This is a genomic window from Agromyces arachidis (assembly GCF_052805135.1).
On record NZ_JBRBDK010000002.1, the window covers coordinates 329242 to 350712 of the forward strand.

17 protein-coding genes are annotated in these 21471 nt (G+C 72.5%); 5 read left to right on the forward strand and 12 right to left on the reverse strand.

The genetic code is table 11. The features are described 5' to 3' along the window. Positions 1 to 14: 14 nt before the first annotated feature. The gene (locus tag ACUY4T_RS04555; protein ID WP_446017716.1) at positions 15 to 734 is read right to left on the reverse strand and encodes a demethylmenaquinone methyltransferase; all 720 of its coding nucleotides are present in this window, start codon (positions 732 to 734) and stop codon (positions 15 to 17) included. 185 nt (positions 735 to 919) lie between these two features. Between ACUY4T_RS04555 and ACUY4T_RS04560 the strand changes: the two genes are divergently transcribed. Together ACUY4T_RS04560 and ACUY4T_RS04565 are read left to right on the forward strand one after the other, a co-directional pair. Then, positions 920 to 1204 carry a DUF427 domain-containing protein gene (locus ACUY4T_RS04560; RefSeq protein WP_446017717.1) on the forward strand — a complete coding sequence of 95 codons (285 nt, stop codon included), beginning with the start codon at positions 920 to 922 and terminating at the stop codon, positions 1202 to 1204. A 31-nt stretch (positions 1205 to 1235) separates the two neighbouring features. Next, positions 1236 to 2543, forward strand: coding sequence for an isochorismate synthase (locus ACUY4T_RS04565; RefSeq protein WP_446017718.1), 1308 nt, complete (start codon positions 1236 to 1238; stop codon positions 2541 to 2543). 19 nt (positions 2544 to 2562) lie between these two features. Here ACUY4T_RS04565 and ACUY4T_RS04570 read toward each other — a convergent pair whose 3' ends face one another. The 3 genes from ACUY4T_RS04570 to ACUY4T_RS04580 all read right to left on the reverse strand — a co-directional run bounded on the left by ACUY4T_RS04570 (position 2563) and on the right by ACUY4T_RS04580 (position 5869). Beyond that, positions 2563 to 3387 carry a PPK2 family polyphosphate kinase gene (locus ACUY4T_RS04570; RefSeq protein WP_446017783.1) on the reverse strand — a complete coding sequence of 275 codons (825 nt, stop codon included), beginning with the start codon at positions 3385 to 3387 and terminating at the stop codon, positions 2563 to 2565. A gap of 273 nt (positions 3388 to 3660) precedes the next feature. Continuing rightward, positions 3661 to 5427 (reverse strand): 2-succinyl-5-enolpyruvyl-6-hydroxy-3-cyclohexene-1-carboxylic-acid synthase, encoded by a 1767-nt coding sequence (gene menD / locus ACUY4T_RS04575; protein ID WP_446017719.1) that lies wholly within the window; start codon positions 5425 to 5427, stop codon positions 3661 to 3663. Further along, the gene (locus ACUY4T_RS04580) at positions 5420 to 5869 is read right to left on the reverse strand and encodes a PLD nuclease N-terminal domain-containing protein (protein ID WP_446017720.1); all 450 of its coding nucleotides are present in this window, start codon (positions 5867 to 5869) and stop codon (positions 5420 to 5422) included. Before ACUY4T_RS04580 ends, menD begins: the two co-directional genes overlap by 8 nt. A 74-nt stretch (positions 5870 to 5943) precedes the next feature. Between ACUY4T_RS04580 and ACUY4T_RS04585 the strand changes: the two genes are divergently transcribed. Further along, positions 5944 to 6315 carry a DUF4229 domain-containing protein gene (locus ACUY4T_RS04585; protein ID WP_446017721.1) on the forward strand — a complete coding sequence of 124 codons (372 nt, stop codon included), beginning with the start codon at positions 5944 to 5946 and terminating at the stop codon, positions 6313 to 6315. A gap of 19 nt (positions 6316 to 6334) precedes the next feature. Here ACUY4T_RS04585 and ACUY4T_RS04590 read toward each other — a convergent pair whose 3' ends face one another. From ACUY4T_RS04590 to ACUY4T_RS04605, 4 genes are all read right to left on the reverse strand, one after another. Next, entirely contained in the window at positions 6335 to 7327 is a 993-nt protein-coding gene (locus ACUY4T_RS04590) for a 1,4-dihydroxy-2-naphthoate polyprenyltransferase (protein WP_446017784.1), read from the reverse strand. Between the two features lie 89 nt (positions 7328 to 7416). After that, the gene (locus tag ACUY4T_RS04595; RefSeq protein WP_446017722.1) at positions 7417 to 8598 is read right to left on the reverse strand and encodes an AMP-binding protein; all 1182 of its coding nucleotides are present in this window, start codon (positions 8596 to 8598) and stop codon (positions 7417 to 7419) included. A 55-nt stretch (positions 8599 to 8653) separates the two neighbouring features. Continuing rightward, on the reverse strand, positions 8654 to 9586 hold the full coding sequence (locus ACUY4T_RS04600; protein WP_446017723.1) for a 1,4-dihydroxy-2-naphthoyl-CoA synthase: 933 nt from the start codon (positions 9584 to 9586) through the stop codon (positions 8654 to 8656). Between the two features lie 28 nt (positions 9587 to 9614). Then, a complete protein-coding gene (locus tag ACUY4T_RS04605) occupies positions 9615 to 9869 on the reverse strand; it encodes a hypothetical protein (RefSeq protein WP_446017724.1) in 255 nt (84 codons plus the stop codon). Between the two features lie 70 nt (positions 9870 to 9939). Between ACUY4T_RS04605 and ACUY4T_RS04610 the strand changes: the two genes are divergently transcribed. Together ACUY4T_RS04610 and ACUY4T_RS04615 are read left to right on the forward strand one after the other, a co-directional pair. Next, complete coding sequence (locus tag ACUY4T_RS04610) at positions 9940 to 10935, forward strand: o-succinylbenzoate synthase (protein ID WP_446017725.1); 996 nt, start codon at positions 9940 to 9942, stop codon at positions 10933 to 10935. A gap of 158 nt (positions 10936 to 11093) precedes the next feature. Further along, positions 11094 to 11534, forward strand: coding sequence for a hypothetical protein (locus ACUY4T_RS04615; protein WP_446017726.1), 441 nt, complete (start codon positions 11094 to 11096; stop codon positions 11532 to 11534). A 145-nt stretch (positions 11535 to 11679) separates the two neighbouring features. Here ACUY4T_RS04615 and pulA read toward each other — a convergent pair whose 3' ends face one another. The 4 genes from pulA to resB form a co-directional block, all read right to left on the reverse strand. Continuing rightward, positions 11680 to 17901, reverse strand: coding sequence for a pullulanase-type alpha-1,6-glucosidase (pulA, locus tag ACUY4T_RS04620; RefSeq protein ID WP_446017727.1), 6222 nt, complete (start codon positions 17899 to 17901; stop codon positions 11680 to 11682). Positions 17902 to 18092: 191 nt separating this feature from the next. Beyond that, positions 18093 to 18623: a hypothetical protein gene (locus ACUY4T_RS04625; protein WP_446017728.1), complete on the reverse strand. Its 531-nt coding sequence runs from the start codon at positions 18621 to 18623 to the stop codon at positions 18093 to 18095. Between the two features lie 109 nt (positions 18624 to 18732). Beyond that, positions 18733 to 19701 (reverse strand): c-type cytochrome biogenesis protein CcsB, encoded by a 969-nt coding sequence (gene ccsB / locus ACUY4T_RS04630; protein ID WP_446017785.1) that lies wholly within the window; start codon positions 19699 to 19701, stop codon positions 18733 to 18735. Between the two features lie 51 nt (positions 19702 to 19752). Continuing rightward, on the reverse strand, positions 19753 to 21426 hold the full coding sequence (resB, locus tag ACUY4T_RS04635) for a cytochrome c biogenesis protein ResB (RefSeq protein WP_446017786.1): 1674 nt from the start codon (positions 21424 to 21426) through the stop codon (positions 19753 to 19755). Positions 21427 to 21471: the final 45 nt, after the last annotated feature.

Sequence of the window (21471 nt, forward strand, 5' to 3'; positions counted from 1 at the left end):
CGAACGCCCGCCGCTCAGGTCGCCGCGGCGTCCAGCGGCTTGCGCGCCCGGTGCAGCGCGACGATGCCGGCCGTGAGGTTCCGCCACGCGACCTCGCCCCAGCCTGCCTCGCGGATCCAGCCGGCGAGCGTCGGCTGGTCGGGCCAGGCGTTGATCGACTCGTTCAGGTACTCGTAGGCGTCGTCGTTCGAGCTCGACAGCTTCACGAGCGGGGGCATCACCACGCGCTGGTAGAAGTCGTACCCGGCCCGCACGACCGGGGCCGGCGGGTGCGAGAACTCGCACACCACGAGGCGGCCGCCGGGCCTGGTGACTCGCAGGAACTCGGCGAGCGCGACCTTCGGCTCCTTCACGTTCCGCAAGCCGAACGAGATCGTCACCGCATCGAACTCGTCGTCGTCGAAGGGCAGCCGCATGGCATCCGCCTCGACGAACACGAGGTTCGGCACGTGCGCCTGGCGGCGTCGGCCGACCTCGATCATGCCCGGCGAGAAGTCGGCGGCGACGATGCTCGCGCCGGACTTCGCCAGGCTCGCGCTCGAGGTCCCGGTGCCGGCCGCGACGTCGAGGATCCGCTCGCCCGGCTGCGGCGCGACCGCGCGGGTGGTGGCGACCCGCCAGAGCGCGGCGTTGCCGACGGAGAGCACGGTGTTGGTGCGGTCGTAGCGCGCGGCGACGCGGTCGAACATCGCCGAGACGTCACGGGGGTCCTTGCCGAGGTCGGGGCGCGTCATGCTGCGAGTCTACGTTTCGCGGGCTGGGCGGCGGCGGTGAGCGGTCGCCCGGGGCCGGCCGATCCTGCGAGTCCGCTGGAGAATGCTGGGCATTCCCATGCAATGGGATGGATCCGTCCGCGAGCGGCGTTGGCTCCGAACGACGGTTGCGGCGCACCCTGCCGCCGCACGAAGGAGGAGCACCCATGAAGGCCATCTGGAACGGCACGGTCATCGCGGAGTCCGACGACACGGTCGTGGTCGACGGCAACCACTACTTCCCCCGGGAGGCGATCCGTCCCGAGTACTTCAGCGACAGCGACAACCGCAGCGTCTGCCACTGGAAGGGCACCGCGAAGTACTTCCACCTCGAGGTCGACGGCCGCCGCAACCCGGACGCCGCCTGGTACTACCCCGAGCCCTCCACCGCCGCCGCCGGGATCCGCGACCACGTGGCGTTCTGGCGCGGTGTCGACGTCGTCCCGGCGTAGCCGGCCCCGGGGCGCGGCGTAGGCTGGTCCGGTGACGCGAACGGATGCCGCGGCGCGCCCCGCCGCCACCGACACGAGGCTGCGCGTCCGCACCGTCGCGGTCGACGAGACCGCGCCCCTCGTGCCCCGGCTCGACCCGCGTCATCCGTTGCTCTGGATGCGGCGCGGCGAGGGCATCATCGGCCTCGGCGAGGCGCTGCGGATCGAGACCCGCGGCCCCGACCGCATCGAGGAGGCCGCGCGCGCCTGGCGACGACTCGCCGACGCGGCCGACCTCGACGACCGGGTCGGGCTGCCGGGCTCCGGGCTGGTCGCGTTCGGCGCGATCGCGTTCGCCGACGAGTCCGCGGCCACGAGCGTGCTGGTCGTGCCCGAGATCGTGCTCGGCCGGCGCGAGGGCCGCGCGTGGGTCACCCGCATCGAGGTGCTCGACGCGGCATCCGCCGGCCCCGCTCCCCCGGTCGAACTCCCGGAGCCGGCACCCAAGCGCCAGGTGCCGCGCGTGCGCTTCTCCCCCGGCGCCCTGCCGCCGGAGGCGTACACCGCCGCCGTCGACGAGGCCGTGCGTCGCATCGACGACGCCCGGTTCGAGAAGGTCGTGCTCGCCCGCCAGCTGGTCGGCGAGCTGCACGAGGGCGCCGGGCTCCGCGCCGCGCTCGCGAAGCTCGCAGACGACTACCCCGACACGTGGGTCTTCGCCGTCGACGGCCTCATCGGGGCGAGCCCCGAGACCCTCGTCCGCGTCGACCACGGCACCGTCTCGGCCCGCGTGCTCGCCGGCACCGCGTCGCGAGGCGCCGATGCGGCATCCGACCGCGACCGAGCCGCACGCCTCGCCGCCTCGCACAAGGACCTCGCCGAGCACGCGCTCGCCGTCGAGAGCGCCGTCGCGACGCTCGCACCGCACACCGCGCGGCTCGACGCGAGCCCGGAGCCGTTCACGCTCCAGCTGCCGAACCTGTGGCACCTCGCCACCGACCTCAAGGGCACGCTCGGCGACGGATCGAGCTCGCTCGACCTCGTGCGCGCCATGCACCCCACCGCGGCCGTGGCCGGCACGCCGCGCGAGGTCGCGCTCGCGACGATCGCCGAACTCGAGGGCTTCGACCGCGGCCGGTACGCCGGGCCGGTCGGCTGGATCGACGGCGACGGCGACGGCGAGTGGGCGATCGCGCTGCGCTGCGCCCAGGTGCACCCCGACGGGCGGGTCGAGGCGTATGCCGGGTGCGGCATCGTGCACGACTCGGTGCCTGGCGACGAGCTCGCCGAGACCGCGATGAAGTTCCGCCCCATCGTGGAGGCCTTCGGGGGCCCGCCGCCCTCGCCGCCCGTCCCGTGACGCCGAGGCGCGGCGGCGCTCAGCCGACCGAGAGCCGGGCCCGCTGCTCCTCGATGTCGTAGTCGGCGAGCGGCCAGTCGAGCTTCATCCCCTCGAGCGCGTCGATGAGCAGGTGCTGCACGGCGAGGCGCGCGTACCACTTCCGGTCGGCCGGGATCACGTACCACGGCGCGTGCGGCGTGGTCGTCTGCTCGAAGACGAGCTGGTAGGACTCGCGGTACTTCGGCGCCAGCATCCGCTCGTCGATGTCGCCGGGGTTGAACTTCCAGTGCTTGTCGCGCCGGCGAAGGCGCTTCAGCAGGCGCTCCCGCTGCTCGTCCATCGAGATGTGCAGCATCACCTTGACGATGGTGGTGCCGGATGCCGCGAGCTCGGCCTCGAACTCGTTGATCGCGTCGTAGCGTCGCTCGATCTCCTCCGGAGACGCGAGTTCGCGCACGCGCGCGATGAGGACATCCTCGTAGTGGGAGCGGTCGAACACGCCGATCATGCCCGCCTCCGGAACCCGCTTGCGGATGCGCCAGAGGAAGTCGTGCTCGAGCTCCTCCTCCGTGGGCTTCTTGAACGTCGCGAGCTGCACGCCCTGCGGGTCGACCGCGCTCATGACGTGCTTGACGATGCCGCCCTTGCCGGCGGTGTCCATCGCCTGGAGGACGAGGAGCACCCGTCGGGGGTCGTCGCCCATCTGGTTGCCCGCGAACAGCTGCTCCTGCAGGTCGGCGAGGATCTCGGCGCCGATCTCGAGCGACTTCTTCCCCTCCTTCTTGCCGCCCTCGAACCCGGGCTTGCCGTGCGGGTCGACGTCGGCCAGCAGGAAGTCCTGCCGCACGCGGAGGACGTCCATCGGATCGCTCGCCCAGTACTTCTCCAGCCCCACGATGCTCCTCTCACGGCCGCGTCCGCCGCGGCGCCTCCCCATCATCGGGGGGCGACGGATGCCGCGGCAAGGGGGTGGCGCGACGCCGCGCCCCGACCACTCCAGCGGATATACGATCCGGCGCGCCGCCTTGTGCCTGAGCGGCACGGCGCGCCGGATCGTATATCCGCGGGTGTGAACCACCGGCAGGTTCGAACGGCAGAGCAGGGCGGATGCCGCGGCGCGGCGACCGGGCCACGCTCAGCGCGGCAGCGGCACCTCGAGCAGGGTCGGGCCGGTGACCGCCGTGCCGAGCGCCTCGTCGAGCTCCCCGCGCGTCGTCGCCCGGCGGTACTCCCAGCCGTAGGCCGCCGCGAGCTGCGCCAGGTCGACGTGCTGCGGCGTGTACTGCACCCGGTCGAACGCGGCCGCCGGCGCCGAGCCGGCCACCTCGAGGGCGTCGAAGATCGTGCCCCCGCCGTCGTTGCCGACGATCACCAGCACGCGCGGGCGCACCTCGCCGTCGCCGAGCAGCAGCGAGCCCACGTCGTGCAGCAGGGTGAGGTCGCCGATGAGGGCGCGGGTCGTGCCGTACGCGTGCTCGCCGGCCTGGCTGGCGACGGCGATGCCGATCGTGGTCGCGACCGTTCCGTCGATGCCGGCGAGGCCGCGGTTGGCGTGCGCCCGGATCCGCCGGCCGGGCACGGCGCGGTCGGCGTCGCGGATCAGCCGCGACGCGCCGAACACCAGCCGGTCGTGCGGCCACGTCGCCGCCCAGAGCGACTCGACGAGCATGCGCCGGTCGACGGGCTGCCGGATCCGCGCGAGCTGGTCGCGGAGGTACGCGCGCTGCGCGGCGAAGTCGCGCACGTGCCCCGTCTCGTCGACGCCGTCGCGCATCCCGCCGTGCGCCGCGGCGGCGCTCGCCTCATCGACGAGCATGCGGCTCGCGCGCACCCACCGGCCGGTCCACGCGCGCTCCTCGGCGGTCGGCTCGCGGGGTTCGACGGCGACCGCCCGCTCGAAGCGATCGACCGCGTGACCGGGATCGAACCACTCGATCCCCCACGGCGCGACCGCCACCGTCTCGACGCCCTCGCGCTGCACCAGCGCCGGGACCTCCCGCGACAGCGTCGGGTGGCCGAACACGATCGCGCGCTCGACCTCGTCGCCGAAGCCGGGCTCGCGCAGCAGCTCCCGGTACGCCACGACGAGGTTCGGGCCGAACCGCGCTCCGCTCGTGACCTCGGCGAGCAGCGGCCAGCCGCCCGCCCGGGCGAGCTCCTCGGCCGCGGGCCCCGATCCGGCGCCCGCGATCACGACGGTGCGGGGGCCGTGCGCCAGCGTGGCGACGTGCGGGTGCGCCGCGCCAGGCGGCGCGAGGGCGGATGCCGCGGCATCCGCCCTCGGGACCTCGGCGTCGCCGAGTTCGATCGCCGTGGACAGCGGCTCGCGAAGTTGCAGGTTCAGGTGCACCGGGCCGGGCCCGGGCTTCGGCACGAGCACGCCGTCGGCGTCGAGGCCCAGCGCGGCGCGGTACGACTCGCGAGCGAGGGCCGCAGCGGCATCCGACTCGCCGGGTCGCCCGTCGGGCGCGTCGACGTCGCGTTCGAGCCGCATCGCCCCGGCGAAGATGCCGGGCTGCATCGTGGTCTGGTTCGAGCGGATGCCGCGCAGCTCGGCCGGTCGATCGGCCGTCGCGACGATCAGCGGCACCCCGGCGTGGTGGGCCTCGAGCACCGCCGGATGCAGGTTCGCCACGGCCGTGCCCGACGTCGTGACGACGACCGCGGGGCGCCCGGTCTCGACCGCGAGCCCCACCGCGAGGAATCCGGCGCCGCGCTCGTCGATGCGCACGTGCAGGCGGATCGCGCCGACCCGTTCGAGCTCGGCGGCGACGAGCGCGAGGGCCTGCGACCGCGACCCCGGCGCGACGACCACGTCGGTCACGCCGAGGCGCACCAGTTCCGAGAGCAGCGCGAGCGCCGACGCCGTCGCCGGGGAGGCGACGGCGCGGGCCTCACGCATTCGGGCGGCCCGACCCACCCGGCTCGCCGGGGCTGCCGGGGTTCTCGGTGCCGTCGGGACGGCGGCGGTCGGTGCCGAGCGTGTCGTCGCCGCGCCCGCCGTCGGCGGGGGCGTCCGAGTCGAGCTCCGCGAGCTCCTGCTCGAGGCGACGGATGCGCTCCTCGTGCTCGGCGTCGTCGCGCAGCCGGCGCAGGAACTCCGGGTCGTCGTCGGGGGCGTTGGTGCGTCGTCCGCCGCCGCTCCGACCGAAGCGCAGCGGGCGGCCACGGCCCACCAGGAACCAGAGCAGGCCGCCGATGATCGGCACGAGCAGGATGACGACGATCCACCATCCGCGCGGGAGCCCTCGGATGCGGGACCGGTCGAACAGGGCGCAGTCCACCATCGCGTAGATCGTGAACACCACCACGGCCACGATCGCGATCACCCAGAAGCGGACCATTCCCCGATTCTAGGCGCGACGGGTCACGGTCGGCTGGGAGCGCGCACCCAGATTCGCCCTTCTACACTGATCGCGTGAAGGCCCTCCCCGTCTGGCTCCGGTACACGCTGCTGCGCGTGCTGCTGTTCGCGGCCCCGCTCGCCGTCCTCCTGATCGCCGGGGTGACCCCGTGGATCGCGGTGCTCGTCGCGGCGCTGTTCGGCTTCAGCGCGTCGCTCATCTTCCTGCGCCGCGACCGCGAGCAGCTCGCGAGCGACCTGTACGCCGCCCGCCACCGCGAGACGGCGGTCGGGCGCGACGACGACGAGGCGGAGGACGCCGCGATCGACGCCGCGGGGGCCGCCGGCGCGCCCGGGGCGACTTCGGCCGCCGACGAGGCGGACGACGCCGGGGACGCCGACGCCGAGCCGTCGACCGGCCCGGGCGCCCGACGCACGGCCGAGTAGCGGCATCCGCCGCGTCGGGTCAGAGCGCGAAGACCAGGCCGAGCCCGACGCCGTACGCGAGCGCCGTGAAGCTCGCGAGCTGCAGCGCCGTGACGAACTCGCGCGGGGTGCGCCCCCAGCCGACGATGACCGCCGCCGGGATGGCCGCGAGCAGGGCGAACAGCACGAGCAGTGCCGTCGGGTAGATGAACGACCAGAACACGACCGCGCCGAACGGCAGCAGCAGGAACACCCCGAACAGGATGCGCGAGGCCAGCGGGCCGACCCGCACCGCGAGGGTGCGCTTGCCGGCGGCGCGGTCCTGCTCGAGGTCGCGCAGGTTGTTCGCCATGAGCACCGCGCACGCGATGAGGCCCACGCCGGCGCCGCCGGTCCACGCCTCGAGGTTGACGGTGAGCGCCTGCACGAACGCCGACCCGGCCGTGGCCACGAGCCCGAAGAACACGAACACGAACACCTCGCCGAGACCGGCGTAGCCGTAGGGCCGCCTGCCGCCGGTGTAGAACCACGCGGCGACGATCGCCGCCGCGCCGACCGCGAGCAGCCACCACTGGGCGGTGAGCACGACGAGCACGAGCCCGGCGACCGCGGCGATGCCGAAGAACACCAGCGCGACGGCGAGCACGCGCTTGGGCGGCACCAGCCCGGAACCCGTCAGGCGCGCGGGGCCGACCCGGTGGGCGTCGGTGCCCCGGATGCCGTCGGAGTAGTCGTTGGCGTAGTTCACGCCGACCTGGAGGCCGAGCGCCACCACGAGCGCTAGTGCGAACCGCCACGGATGCCACGGCTCGTCGGTGAACGCGAGCGCGAGCACGCCCGCGCCGGTGCCGAGCGCGACCGGCGCGATCGCCAGCGGGAGGGTGCGCAGGCGCGCCCCGCCGACCCAGTCGCGCCACGTGATCGGACCGCGCTGCGCGACGGGTGCCGCGGCGGCCTTCGCCGGGTTGCCGGATCGGCCCACGGTCCGCGACGCGGAGCGGCCCTTCGACGAGATCTTGGCGGACGGGTTCATGCGCTGGGGTCTGGGGCGTGCCACCCCGACATCGTATGCGGCGAGCGCCGGCCGCCCCAGACGGAATCCGCCGGCGCGACCGCTCCGTCCTATCCGTCGGAGGCGGGCCGGGCTGCGGCTCGGGCGAGGGCGGACGCCGCGACGCGGTCGGGCTTGCCCGACGCGAGCCGAGGCAGTTCATCGACCACGAGGAGGCGAGCGGGGCGGCCGGCCGGCGGGAGACCCGCGGCATCCGTCGCCGTGCGCAACGCGTCGAGGGCGCCGTCGCCCAGGGCGGTGCCCCCGGTGGTCACGACCGCGGCGCGCTCGCCCCACTGCGGGTCGGGCACGGCGACCACGACCGCGTCGCCGAATCCCTCGACGCCGTGCACCGCACGCTCGACCTCGCCGAGCACGACCTTGACGCCACCCGAGATCATCACGTCGTCGGCGCGGCCCGTCACCCGCAGCCGCCCGTCGTCGTCGAGCGCGCCGAGGTCGCCGGTCCGGTACCAGCGCCGTCCGTCGTCGTCGAACGCGAAGGCGAGCCGGGTGCGCTCGGGGTCGTCGAGGTAGCCGTCGGCGAGCATCGGCCCGGCCAACTGCACCTCGCCGTCGACGGTGCGCACCTCGACGCCGTTCAGCGGCCGGCCGTCGTAGACGCAGCCGCCGGCGGTCTCGCTCGAGCCGTAGGTGCGGTGCACCCGCGCCCCCAGCGCGCCCGCGCGCTCGACGAGACCCGCGGGGGCGGCCTGGCCGCCGAGCAGGATCGCCTCGAACGCGCCGAGCGCCGCACGCACCGGACGATGGTCCTCGGCCGCCTCGACCAGCCGCGCCAGTTGCACGGGCACGAGCGAGGTGAACCAGGGGCGGTCGGGATCGAGCGTGCGAGCCGTCTCGACGAACGCCTCGGGGGTGAACCCGCCCGCGGGCATGACCGCCGGTTCGGTGCCCGCGACGAGCGATCGCACCAGCACCTGGATGCCGGCGATGTAGGTGCCGGGCAGGGCGAGCAGCCACTGCCCGTGCGTCCCGCCGAACCACTGCGACGTCGCCCTCGCGCTCGCGCGCAGCGCCCTGCCGGAGAGCACGACCCGCTTCGGGGCGTCGGTCGACCCGCTGGTCTCGACGACGAGGGCGACGTCGTCGTCCACGAGCGCCTCGATCGGATCGTCCGGCTCGTCGACTCCGGCGATCGGCAGCACGGCGAGCCCGTCGAGCAGCACCGCCCCGCGCAACTGCGCCGTCAGGCGCGGGACGTCGCCGGCCGGAACCCTGATGAGGGGTTTCATCGCGACCCTCGGAACCGGCTGGTCCGGTGTCGCCGGGCGGGCCCGATCGCCGAGGTCAGTAGTGCCACGGGTAGGGCCCCCAGTCGGGCTCGCGCTTCTCCAGGAACGCGTCGCGACCCTCGACGGCCTCATCGGTCCCGTAGGCGAGCCGCGTCGCCTCCCCCGCGAACACCTGCTGCCCCACGAGCCCGTCGTCGACGGCGTTGAACGCGAACTTCAGCATGCGGATCGCCGTCGGCGACTTCGTCAGGATGGTGCGCGCCATCGCGATCGCCTCGCGCTCGAGGTCGGCGTGCGGGACGACCCGGTTCACGGCGCCCATCTCGTACGCCCGGTCGGCCGAGTACTCCTCGGCGAGGAAGAACACCTCGCGCGCGAACTTCTGCCCGACCTGGCGGGCCATGTACGCCGACCCGTACCCGGCGTCGAAGCTGCCGACGTCGGCATCCGTCTGCTTGAACCGGCCGTGCTCGCGGCTGGCGATCGTCAGGTCGCAGACGACGTGCAGCGAGTGGCCGCCGCCCGCCGCCCACCCCGGGACGACCGCGATGACGACCTTCGGCATGAAGCGGATCAGCCGCTGCACCTCGAGGATGTGCAGCCGTCCCGTCGCCGCCGCGGCCGCCGGGTCGCGCACGACCTCGCCCTCGGCCGCCGAGTACTGGTAGCCGTCGCGGCCCCGGATGCGCTGGTCGCCGCCTGAGCAGAAGGCCCATCCGCCGTCCTTCGGACTCGGCCCGTTGCCGGTCAGCAGCACCACGCCGATGCGGGGGTTCGTGCGGGCGTCCTCGAGCGCGCGGTACAGCTCGTCGACCGAGTGCGGCCGGAAGGCGTTGCGCACCTCGGGCCGGTCGAACGCGATGCGCGCGATGCGGCCGTCGGTCGAGTGGTGGTAGGTGATGTCGGTGAACCCGCCCGACCCGGCGACGGATGCCGCGGCATCCACCCACACGCTCGCATCGAACAGTTCCGACACCTCGACCGCCATGTCGTCCAGCCTAGGACTTCAGGGTCGGTCAGATCGCGGTGCCGGGCGGTGCCGCAGGTCCGCCGGTGAGCAGCGACACGACCGCGGCGTAGAGGAGGGACCCCGCCCAGACCGCCCCGTAGACGAGCGGCACGAGCGCGGCGAGGACGACCACGAGGCCGATCACGGCGATCACGACGTTGCGGCCGACCGGGTCGCGCACCTCGACCGGCTCGACGCCGAGCGACTCCAGCCCTTCCGTCGTCTCCTCCGGATGCACTGCGACCGCGCCCTCGACTGCCATGCCCTCCAGCCTACGTCGGCCGAGCGCGCCGCCCCGCGCCGCGGGCACCGGCGGATGGCAGACTCGGGGCATGAGCGACGTCGCCCTGCCGCCCCTGTCCGACCTGCTCGCGACCGCGCGGGTCGTCGCGCTGCCGCTCGTGACGCGGTTCCGCGGCATCGACGTGCGCGAGGCGGTGCTCTTCGAGGGCCCCGAGGGCTGGACCGAGTTCGCGCCGTTCGCCGAGTACGACGACGCGGAGGCCGCCTCGTGGCTCTCCGCGGCGATCGACTTCGGATGGCAGGCGCCGCCGCCCGCGCTGCGCGACCGCGTCCCGGTCAACGCGACCGTCCCGTCCGTCGACGCCGACGAGGTGCGGGCCGTGCTCGAGCGGTTCCCCGGATGCCGCACGGCGAAGGTGAAGGTGGCGGCATCCGACCAGACCCTGGCGCAGGACGCGGCGCGCGTGCGCGCCGTCCGCGACGCGATGGGCCCGGAGGGCCGCATCCGCGTCGACGCCAACGGCGGATGGAACATCGACGAGGCCGAGCACGCCATCCACGAACTCGCGCCGTACGACCTCGAGTACGTCGAGCAGCCGTGCCCCACCGTCGACGAGCTCGCCGAGATCCGTCGCCGCACGAAGTACATGGGCATCCCCATCGCGGCCGACGAGAGCGTGCGCCGCGCCGACGACCCGCTCGCCGTCGCCGAGGCCGGTGCCGCCGACCTGCTGGTGGTCAAGGCCGCGCCGCTCGGCGGCATCCATCGCGCGCTCGAGATCGTCGCGCGCGCCGGGCTGCCGGTGGTCGTCTCGAGCGCCCTCGACACCAGCATCGGGCTCGCCATGGGCGCGCGCCTCGCGGCATCCGTTCCCGAACTCGAGTACGACTGCGGGCTCGGCACCGCGTCACTGCTGGCGGCGGATGTCACGCGCGACCCGCTGCTCCCGCGGGACGGCGCGATCGACGTGCGCCGCGTCACGCCCGACCCCGCACTGCTCGACCGGTACGCGGCGGATCCGGACCGCACCGCCTGGTGGCTCGCCCGCCTCGAGCGCTGCCACGCGATCCTCGAGGCGGCATGATCACGCGGCGACGACCGCGAACCTGAGGATTGTCCCCGGAACTGGGGGCGGCGTCTGGGACATGTCCGGGAGAACCCTGAGTGCATCGATGCCCGACCCGGGCATCGTGTGGTGCGGCGCCCGATCGGCGCCGCGCAATCGGATGGAATGGAGCACGCATGTTCTCGAGAACCGCGAAGAGCATCGGCGCCGGCGTCGGGCTGGCCGCCGCGATCACCTTGGGCAGCGGCATGGCCGCCTACGCCCACGACTGCTACAACCCGAACCGATCCCAGCAGGGGAACGAGGGCGTTTCGCACTCGGCCGCCTGGTTCACCCTCTACGTCAGCGACGCGCTGGCCGACGACGTCGAGCGAGGAATCATCACGACGGATCAGGCCGAGTGCATCTTCGACCTCTACACCGCCGGCGGCGGGCCCGAGGTCGTCTCGCTCATGGTCAAGGGCGCCGCCGGCCAGGGCGGTCTCATCGGCGCGAACAACCCGAACGACTGGCTGATGTCGGACGGGAAGGGGATCGACCACTTCTTCGACACGTACGGCGGACTCATCTTCGGAAGCTACGAGGAGTGCGGCGCGACATTCGGAGGCGAGTCCTGACCGGCACGTCCACGACGACGATGCCCGGCGCGTAGGGGGAACCGCCGGGCATCGCCTCGTACGCGGCGCGGCGCCCGGGCGGGGGGACCCGGGCGCCGGCCGCGCGGCCGGGCGGAGCGGCGCACACCCGCTCCGCCCGGACGCATCAGGCCCGGCTGCGCGCGCGCCGCACGTGCGGCGTCGCGACGACCATCGCCGCTCCGAGGAGCGCCGCCGCGAGGAGCCCGGCGAGCGCGGCCTGCAGGCCGGTGAGCCCGATCGAGTTCACCGCGGTGAGCTCCGCGACCGCCTCGGTGCCCGACGCGATGCCGATGAGCCGGATGTGGTGGTCGCCGAGCTCGGTGCCCTGCGGGATGCCGATCTCGAACGCGACCGAGCCGTCCGCGGCGGCGGGTTGTGCCTCCATCAGCGTCGGCGTCGACTCGAGCCAGACCTGGACGAGCTCGCCCGGCGCGAACCCGCGGCCGGACACGGCCAGCGTGGAGCCGGCCGTGACGGAGGCGGCGTCGAGGCGCACCAGCGGCGCCGCGGCATCCGTCGTCGTCGCCTTGGCGGCGGGCTTGCCGCTTCCGGCTCCGGTCGACGGCCCCGTGGACTTCTGGTCGTCGACGAGCACCGCGGCCGTGCGCGCCGGGATCGTCAGCGTGCCGGTCTTCGCCTTCCACTTCGTGTCCTTGACGACCTCGTCGACGCCGGTCTGCAGCGGCTTCGCGAGCTTGAAGTCGCGGCCCGCGAGCCCGTCGATCGCCTCCGTGATCGGCTCCCCCGAGGCGTTGAACACCACGAGGGCGCCCTCGAGCTCGGGGTCGACATCATCGCCGACCAGGTCGTCGATGAGCATCACGATGAGCCCGTCGGTGGCATCCGCCCCGCTGTTCGGGAACGACACCTTCTGCTCGATGAGCTCGGCCGAGCCCAACTTCAGCAGGTCGACGGTCGAACGCACGCGCAGCAGGTCGAGCGCGGCGGCCTCGGCGGAGGCGATGTCCTCCGCGGTCGGCTTCAGCGCCGGGTCGGCGAGCCGCTCGGCCATGACGGGCCAGTGGTCCTCGTTGTCGGACTTCATCGGCAGGCCCGACCCGAAGGTCGACTCCTGGCCGGTCCAGTCGATCCGGTTGAACCAGTCGCCCGAGTTGTAGCTGTTCCGGTCGAGCGACTTCGAGCGGAGCAGCTCGGTGCCGGCGTGCCAGAACGAGGGGCTCTGCGAGAACGTCACGGTCGCGAGCGACAGCGTGTTCATGCGGACCCGGTCCGCCATCGGCGTGTCGGCCGGCAGCTTCAGCACGCCGAGGTCGAACAGCGTCTCGTTGTCGTGCGCGTCGACGTAGTTGATGACCTCCTCGGGGTGGTCGGCGTAGCCGGCCGGCGACCCGCTGTAGTCGACCTCGGCTCCCGACTTCGTCACGCCGTCGTACCCGGTGAACTCGAAGTCGCGCAGGTTGCCCGCGAGGCCGACCTTCACCAGGTCGGTCTGCTGGCCGAGGTTGCGGATGCCGTCGCGCACGGGCAGCCCGTTCGGCTCGCCCGCGAGCCCGGTGCCGAAGCCCTGCTCGTACTTCGAGTCACCCGAGACCGGGCTCCCGCCGTGCACGCCGTCGCGGAGACGGTCGTTGAAGGTCGCGATGCCGGTTCCGCCGAGCTGGCCCTGCGAGGCCTGCACGAACCGGGCGTTGTTCGCGACCTCGCCGAAGTTCCAGCCCTCGCCGTAGAGGAACACCTTCGAGCCGTCGACGCCGTCCTCGGCGAGCGTGAGCTCGTCGAGCGCGTCGCGGATGGCGAGCAGGTTGTCCTTCGAGTGGTGGCCCATGAGGTCGAACCGGAAGCCGTCGACCTTGTACTCCTTCACCCAGAGCACGGTCGAGTCGACCATGAGCTTCTCGGCGACGGCGTGCTCGGTCGCGACGTTCTGGCAGCACGTCGAGGTCTCGACGCCGCCGGTCGCGTTCAGGCGGTGGTAGTAGCCCGGCACGACCTTGTCGAGCACCGACTTCTCGCCCTGACCCGACTGCGCGGTGTGGTTGTACACCTCGTCGAGCACGACCTGCAGGCCGGTGGCGTGCAGGGCGCCGACCATCTCGCGGAACTCCGCGACGCGAGCGCCGCCCTCGGGGTCGACCGCGTAGGAGCCCTCGGGCGCCTGGAAGTGGTACGGGTCGTAGCCCCAGTTGAACCCGTCGAGGTCGCGGATCGCCTCGATGCAGGCCTGCTGCTCCTCCGACGCCGGGCCGAAGGACTCGAGGTCGCAGTCGGGGGTCGCCTGCTGGTCGCGGCGCTCCTCGATGGTGGCGATGTCGAAGGTCGGCAGCAGGTGCACCGTGTTGATGCCGGCCGCGGCGAGCTCGCGCAGCTGCGCGGTGCCCGCGCTGTTGCGGGTGAACGCGCGGTACGTGCCGCGCTCCTCCTCGGGCACCGTCTCGTCGGTGATCGAGAAGTCGCGCACGTGCAGCTCGGTGATCGCACGGTCGACCTGGCGCTCGACGAGCGGCGCGGGCGTCTCGGCCCACAGCTCGGGGGCGAGCGACGGGTCGTCGAGGTCGACCACGACGGTGCGGGCCGAGTTCACGGTGAGCGCCGCCGAGTACGGGTCGGTCACCGAGTTCTGCTCGACCTGCCCGGTCGAGGGCGCGTAGACCTCGACGAGCCAGCGGTACTCGTCGCCGGCGTCGACGCCGTCGACGACCGACCAGATGCCGGATGCCGCGTCGAACGTCGCCGGCACGACGGCCGGGTCGCCGGTCGAGCCCGACTCCCAGACCTGGGCCGAGACCGACGTCGCGGTCGGCGCCCAGACCGAGAGGGTCGGCTCGCCGTCGTCGAACGAAGCGCCGAGCGAGGCGGATGCCACGCCCTCGGCGTACAGGTCGTCGAGCACGCCCGGCAGCTGCACGCCGGTCATCGCGCTGAGCGAGTCACCGCTGCGCTGTGCGACCTGCAGTTCGCCCGTGACGAGCTCGGCGATGGCCTCGCGGTCGAGGCCGACCGGGCTGAGGGCCACGTAGCCCGCGAGGTGCGGGAAGCGCGCGGCGAGCTCCTCGCCGATGCCGCCCGGCACGGCCTCGAGCTCGACCGACTGGTCGGCGCCGGTCACGGCGCCGTCGGCGCTGCCGAGCCCGCCTTCAGCGGCGAACTCCAGCGTGTAGCCGAGGTCGGCCGCGTTCGCGCCGCCGAGGAGCGACGCCGGCCAGGCGAGGGTGTCGGCGTCGAGCCAGTAGGCGCGCTGCTGGCCGGTGCCGGCGAGCGGCGGGTCGGCGACGACGACCTCGAGCACGTGGGTCTCGAGCGTGTAGCGGAAGGTGACGAACTCGCCGTCCTTCGCGATGACGAACGGGATGTTGCCGCCGTTTCGGACGCCGTCGACGCCGTAGTTCTCGTCCCACGAGAGGCCGTGCGCGACCTTCACCTCGTAGGAGCCGGCCGGCAGGCCGTCGGTGGAGAACTCGTAGACGCCGTCCTTGTCGCCGTCCTGGGCGAAGGTGACCATGCAGCCGGGCTGCCAGTCACCCGGGCACCCGAGTTCGGACTGCAGGTTGCCGGGGAGGGTCACGATCGGGCCCTCGGCCGTCGACGAGAACACGTTCGTGCGCGGGTCCCAGTAGAACGTGACCGGGCCGCCCTCCGTGGTGTAGGTGACGTTCGGGCCGTCCTGGGCGCCGTTCAGGCCGTAGTTCAGCGCCCAGCTGCCGTTGATGGCGACCTTGTACTCGTAGGTTCCGGCCGGGATCTCGAACGTGCCGGCGTAGATGCCGTCGGCGCGCTTCGTGAGCTTCGCGGCCTCGCAGCCCGGCTGCCAGTCGCCCGGGCAGCCCATCTCGGAGTTGTGGTTGCCCGGCACCGTCACGAGGTCGATCTCGGTCTCGGGCTCCTCCTCGACGACGAGGTTGACGGCGTTGCCGACCGAGGCGTAGGTCGAGGCGGCGGCGCGGTTGCCCGCGGCATCCGTCGACACGGCCCGGTACTCGATGAGCGTGCCGTTCGCGAGGCCCGCGGTGTCGTGGAAGACGCGCGGGGTGGTGTCCTCGGCGGTGCCGAGCGACGACCACTCGGTCGATCCGGCCACGCGCCAGGCGAAGCTCGTCTCCTGCCAGGTCGCGTCGGCGACGTCGGCCGAGACCGGGGCGAGCCCGGTGACGCCGGCGCCCGCGACGGGCACGTCGACGGCGATGGCGGATGCCGCGTCGGGCGCCGTCACCGGCCGGTCGGCCTTCCAGACCACGGCGCCGAGCGCCGGGACGGTGACGGATGCCACGCCGTCGGCGTTCGCCGCGAGCGCGGACGCGTCGCCGTAGAGCACCTCGAACGCGCCATCCGCCGTCAGCGTCGGCACGTCGACGGTCTTCGCCTCGTTCGCGTTGTTCACCGCGACCAGGTACTCGACCTTCTCGTCGCGGTCGACGCGGCTGAAGGCGTACACGCCCGCGCCGTCGGCGACGAAGCGCTCGATCTGGGCGCCCTGCTCGAGCGCCGGGTGCGCCTCGCGCAGCTCCGCGAGGGCCGCGATGTGCGTGTAGAGCGGTGCGCCAGTGTCGTAGCGGTCGACGCTGCCGGCGTTCTCGCCCGTGACGAGCGGCTGGTTCACGTACTCGTCGACCTGGCTCGCGAAGAGGGTCTGGCGGGCGTCCTTGTCGCCGCCGGTGCCCGCGAAGCCCTGCTCGTCGCCGTAGTAGACGACGGGCTGGCCGCGCGTGAGGTACATGAGCTCGTGCGCGAGCTCGTCGCGCTGCACGGCCGTGCCGCCCGAGTTCGCGAGGAAGTAGCCGACGCGACCCATGTCGTGGTTGCCGAGGAACGTGGGCAGCGCCGTCGCCGACGAGTCGGGCGTCGTGTAGTAGTCGTCGCCCGCGAACAGCGACTGCAGGTTCTTCGCCGAGTTGCCGGCGGCGAACGCCACGGCCTGCGACTGGAACGTGAAGTCGAGCACGGAGTTCATGTCGGTCTTGCGCACGTAGGGCGACAGCTTGACCGGGTCGGCGTCGTAGACCTCGCCGAACATGAAGAAGTCGGGCTTGCCGGCCGCATGCGCGTAGTCGAGGACCTCGGTCGACCAGGTCTCCCAGAACTCGAAGTTCACGTGCTTGGCGGTGTCGATGCGGAACCCGTCGATGCCGAGGTCGATCCAGTCCTGGTAGACCTGCACGAACCCGTCCACGACGGTCGGGTCCTCGGTCATGAGGTCGTCGAGGCCCACGAAGTCGCCGAAGGTGACCGACTCACCCGACCAGGTCGAGTCGCCGCGGTTGTGGTACACCGTCGGGTCGTTGAGCCACGCCGGCACCTTGACGTCGGCCTCCTCGGCCGTGATCGTCGGCGTGTAGGGGAAGCTCGTCGCCGGGTCGAGGTCGGGGAAGTCGGCGCTGCCCGCGATCGTGCTCGGGTCGAACACGTTCCCGGCCGCGTCGCGGTACGGCGAGGCGGCCTTGTCGATGTACGAGTACTGCCCCTCCTCGTACGAGATCACGTCGGCCGTGTGGTTCGTGATGATGTCGAAGTAGACCTTGATGCCCTTGGCGTGCGCCTCCGCGATCAGGGCCTCGAGCTCGGCGTTGGTGCCGAGGTGCGGGTCGATCTGGGTGAAGTCGGTGATCCAGTAGCCGTGGTAGCCGGCGCTGGCGTTGTCGCCCTCGCCCTGCACGGGCTTGTTCTTGAAGCTCGGCGTGAACCAGATCGCGCTCGTGCCGAGGCCGTCGATGTAGTCGAGGTGGTCGCGGATGCCCTGGATGTCACCGCCGTGGTAGAAGCCCTTGTCGGTGGGATCGAAGCCGTGGTCGAGGCGGTCGCCGGCGATGCCCGCGGTGTCGTTCGACGGGTCGCCGTTGGCGAACCGGTCGGTCATGACGAAGTAGAAGTTCTCGGTGCTGCCGGGCTGGCGCACGGGCGGCAGGGCCAGTGCGGCATCCGCCTGCTCGTCGTACGCCCCGCGCGCGCTCAGCAGTTCGAGGCCGACGCGCTTCTGGGTGTCGTCGAAGACCACGCGCACGTCGGTGTCGCCCGCGACGGTCAGCGGGATGTTGTCGCCGCCGCCGTTCAGGCCCCAGCTCGCGTCCCACGTGTCGTTCGCGGCGACCTTGTACTCGTACGAGCCGGCCGGAACGGTGAACTCGGCGGCGTAGACGCCGGCGGTGTCGGTCGGGAGCAGGTGCGTGGCCTCGCAGCTCGGCTGCCAGTCCTCCGAGCATCCCAGCTCGTTCTGCAGCGAGCCGACGAGCGCGAACGTGTCGCCCTCCTCGGCCGCGGCCCCGATGGGTGCGACGGCGAGGACGGATGCCGCGACGGCGCCCGTCACCCCCAGTGCCAGCAAGCTGCGAGCGCGCGCTCGTTGCGTCATCTTCGACTCCCGATTCCCCGGCACGACGACGTGCCTGAACGACATTGCGTGCGACGCTATCGCGGCGGTGCAGTTAATGCAAGCGTTTGCAACTTCCGATGATGTTCATCGTGCATCACGTGTCCGCATCCCTTGTTTCAGGCCGATCCGAGCCGCGCATCCGTGGAAACGTTCTCAATCCGTGACCCTCGTCTGCGGGGGTTCGGCCGCACCGCGACGCGAGCCGGACACGGGCCTCAGCAGGCCGGCCCCGACGAGCGCGCCGGGCTCGGCGCATCACGCTCGTCGACCCGACTGAACTCGCCGAAGTAGTCGGGGGCGTCCGGGTCGCCGGCGATGACCTGGAGGTACATCGCGCCCGTCGGACTCTCGACCGTCTGCCACCAGAGCCGGAGCGTCCGGCCGTCGGCGCAGGTCAGCTCGAGCTCCTCGGACGGAACGTCCCACACGCCCTCGCCGGAGAGCACCTCCGGAAGGCCGGGCTCCGCGGCCGGCCAGCGGTCACTCCACGCCGCTTCCGAGGGGACCCCGGCGACGACGGCCGATCCATCCGGCCTCAACTCGATCGTGGCCGTGCCATCCGGCGATTCGGTGGTCCATGAGCCCGTCAACTGCTCGGGCGAGGCGTCTGCCGACGACCGCCACCCGACCATGAACCAGGCGGTCCCGGCGAGGGCGGTGAGGACACCGGCCGCGCACCAGATCGCGATCGTCGTCATCAGCGCCGAACGGCCATGCTGACGCGCCTGCCGGATCGTCCAGACCACGAAGAGGATCGTCACCCCGACGGCGATGAGGAGGGAAGGGGAAGGCGAGGATCAGCACCACGTACGAAGGGTAGCCGCGCGATCCGCGCCCGCCCGACCGGCGGAGGGATCAGAGCCCGGAGTACGCGTGCAGCCCCTTGAAGAACAGGTTCACCACGGTGAAGTTGAACAGCACCGCCGAGAAGCCGATGATCGCGAGCCACGCGGAGCGGGTGCCGCGCCAGCCCCGCGTCGCACGGGCATGGATGTAGCCGGCGTAGACCACCCAGATGATGAAGGTCCACACCTCCTTGGTGTCCCAGCCCCAGTACCGGCCCCACGCCTTCTCGGCCCAGATCGCGCCCGCCATGAGCGTGAAGGTCCAGAGGATGAAGCCGATGATGTTGATGCGGTACGCCAGGTTCTCCAGCGCCGCGGAATCGGGCAGCGTGGCCAGGAACGACTTCTTCACGGCATCCGCCGTGGCGGTGATCGCCTCGCGCCGGGCCTGCATGAGCTGCACGACCGAGAGCGCGAACCCGAGGGCGAAGAACCCGACGGCCGACGTCGCGACGAACACGTGGATCACGAGCCAGTACGACTGCAGCGCCGGAGGCAGCGGCACGACGCTGACGTAGAAGTTCACCGTCGCGACGCCCAGCGAGACCAGCACCAGGCCGGTGATGAACGTGCCGAGGAAGCGCAAGTCGGTCTTCCGCGAGAACGTGATGACGACCAGGAACACCGTCGTGATGACGAGCGTGCCGGTGAGCGCGAACTCGTACATGTTGGCCCACGGCACCCGCTCCGCGGCGATGCCGCGCAGCACCGTCGCCGTCAGGTGCAGCACCCAGGCGATCACCGTCATCGCGACTGCGACGCGCAGCGACGGCGAGCGACCGTAGTCGACGGATGCCGGCTTCGCGGGGGCCTTCGCCCGCTGCACGGTCTGCACCGCGCCGCCGCGCGAGGCGGAAGCCGTGGCATCCGTCGTCGCCGTGGACCCGGCCGCGAGGTCGTCGGCCGCCTTCGCGGACGCCGCCGACCGCTTCGCGAGGTCGATCGAGTAGGCGATGAACGCGATCGCGTACACGGCCATCGCCGAGTACACGGAGAGGATGGAGATCTCGTCGAGCGTCACTGTTCCACCTTACGTCGAAGGATTCTCGGGATTCCGCGGGTGCGGGCCGCCGTGGGCGTCGGCGAACTCCTCGACGGCGCGCTCGAGGCCCGGGTCGTCGCCGCGGGCGAGGCCCGCGTACTCGAGCACCGTCGAGCCGTCCGCCCGCTGCACCGCCTTCACCCACATCCGGCGGCGCGGGACGAAGAGCGAGAGCAGCAACCCGCCGAGGATCAGGACCGCGAACACGAGCACCCACCCCTGCGACGGGTCGTGGTGCACGTCGAACGAGGCGAACCGCGGCACGCTCTGCGAGAAGTCGTCGCCCGCGGCATCCGGGGACGCGTCCTCGAACTCGACCGTGCCGAGGCCGTTCGGCAGCTCGGCCGACTCCCCGGGCATGAGCTCGATCGAGTCGACGCCGGTCTGCCCGCCGGTCAGCTGCTCCATGCCGCTCGTGTCGAGCTGGTACACCGAGCGCGGGGTGCCACCGTCGATCCCGAGGTCGCCCTGGAAGACGTTCAGCGTCAGCACCGGGAACACGAGGTCGGGGTAGGACGAGGTGAACGCGCCCGACGGCAGCGTGGTCTGCGTCGGGTAGAAGAAGCCGACCATGCCGAGCTGCTCGTCGAGCCCGTCGGGCACCTTCACGACCCCGATCGAGGTGAGGTTGGCGTCCTGCGGCAGGAACGGCACCGCGTCGGTGAAGACCACGTCGCCGTCGGCGTCGCGCACCGTGATGGTCGGCGCGTAGCCGTTGCCCAGCAGGTACACGTCGGTGCCGTACTCGTAGAGCGGCTCGTTGACCTTCACCTGGCGCGCGTCCGCGCCGCCGTCGCCCGTGATGGTGACCCGCGCCGTGAAGTCGATCGGCTGGCCGAGCGCGTCGCGGTTCTCGGTCTCGTAGACCGCCTCGAGCTCGTCGAGCGTCAGGCGGTACGGCGTCAGGGTCGTGTCGTCGAAGAAGCGGCCCGGGTTGAACGAGTCGTACGCGGCGAGCGTGTTCACGAACGACTGCCCCTCGACGATCACGCGCTGGCCCGAGAAGCCGAACCCGCCGCCGATGCCGACCGTCACGAGCACGCCGACGAGGGCGGCGTGGAACACGAGGTTGCCGGTCTCGCGCAGGTAGCCGCGCTCCGCCGAGACGGATGCCGCGCCGCGCGCGTCGTACCGCTCGACGCGGTACCCGGCGCGCTTCAGGTCGGCCGCGGCGCGCTCGATCGCGGCATCCGGGGTCTCGGTCTCGGCCAGCGGGCGCTCGGTGTGGGCCGGGAGCCGCTCGAGCCGGGCGGGCGTCTTCGGCGGGCGCGCGCGGAGGGCCTGGAAGTGGTGCTTCGTGCGCGGCACGATGCAGCCGATCAGCGAGACGAACAGCAGCAGGTAGATCGCCGAGAACCACACCGAGGTGTAGACGTCGAACATCTGGAACGAGTCGAGCACCGGCGCGAGGTCGGGGTTGTCGGCGAAGTACTGCACGACGCCGTTCGGGTCGCTCGAGCGCTGCGGAACGAGCGAACCCGGGATGGCCGCGATCGCCAGCAGCAGCAGGAGCAGCAGGGCCGTGCGCATGCTCGTGAGCTGCCGCCACGCGAACCGCAGCCACTCGACGGGGCCGAGCCTCGGGGCGGTGACGGATGCCGCCGGGCCGGCGTCGGCCGCGCCGGCGGCATCCGTGCCGTCGTCGTAGTCGGAGGGGCGCAGCGGGTCGACGCCCGCCGGACGCGCTGGCGCGGCATCCGCTCGCTC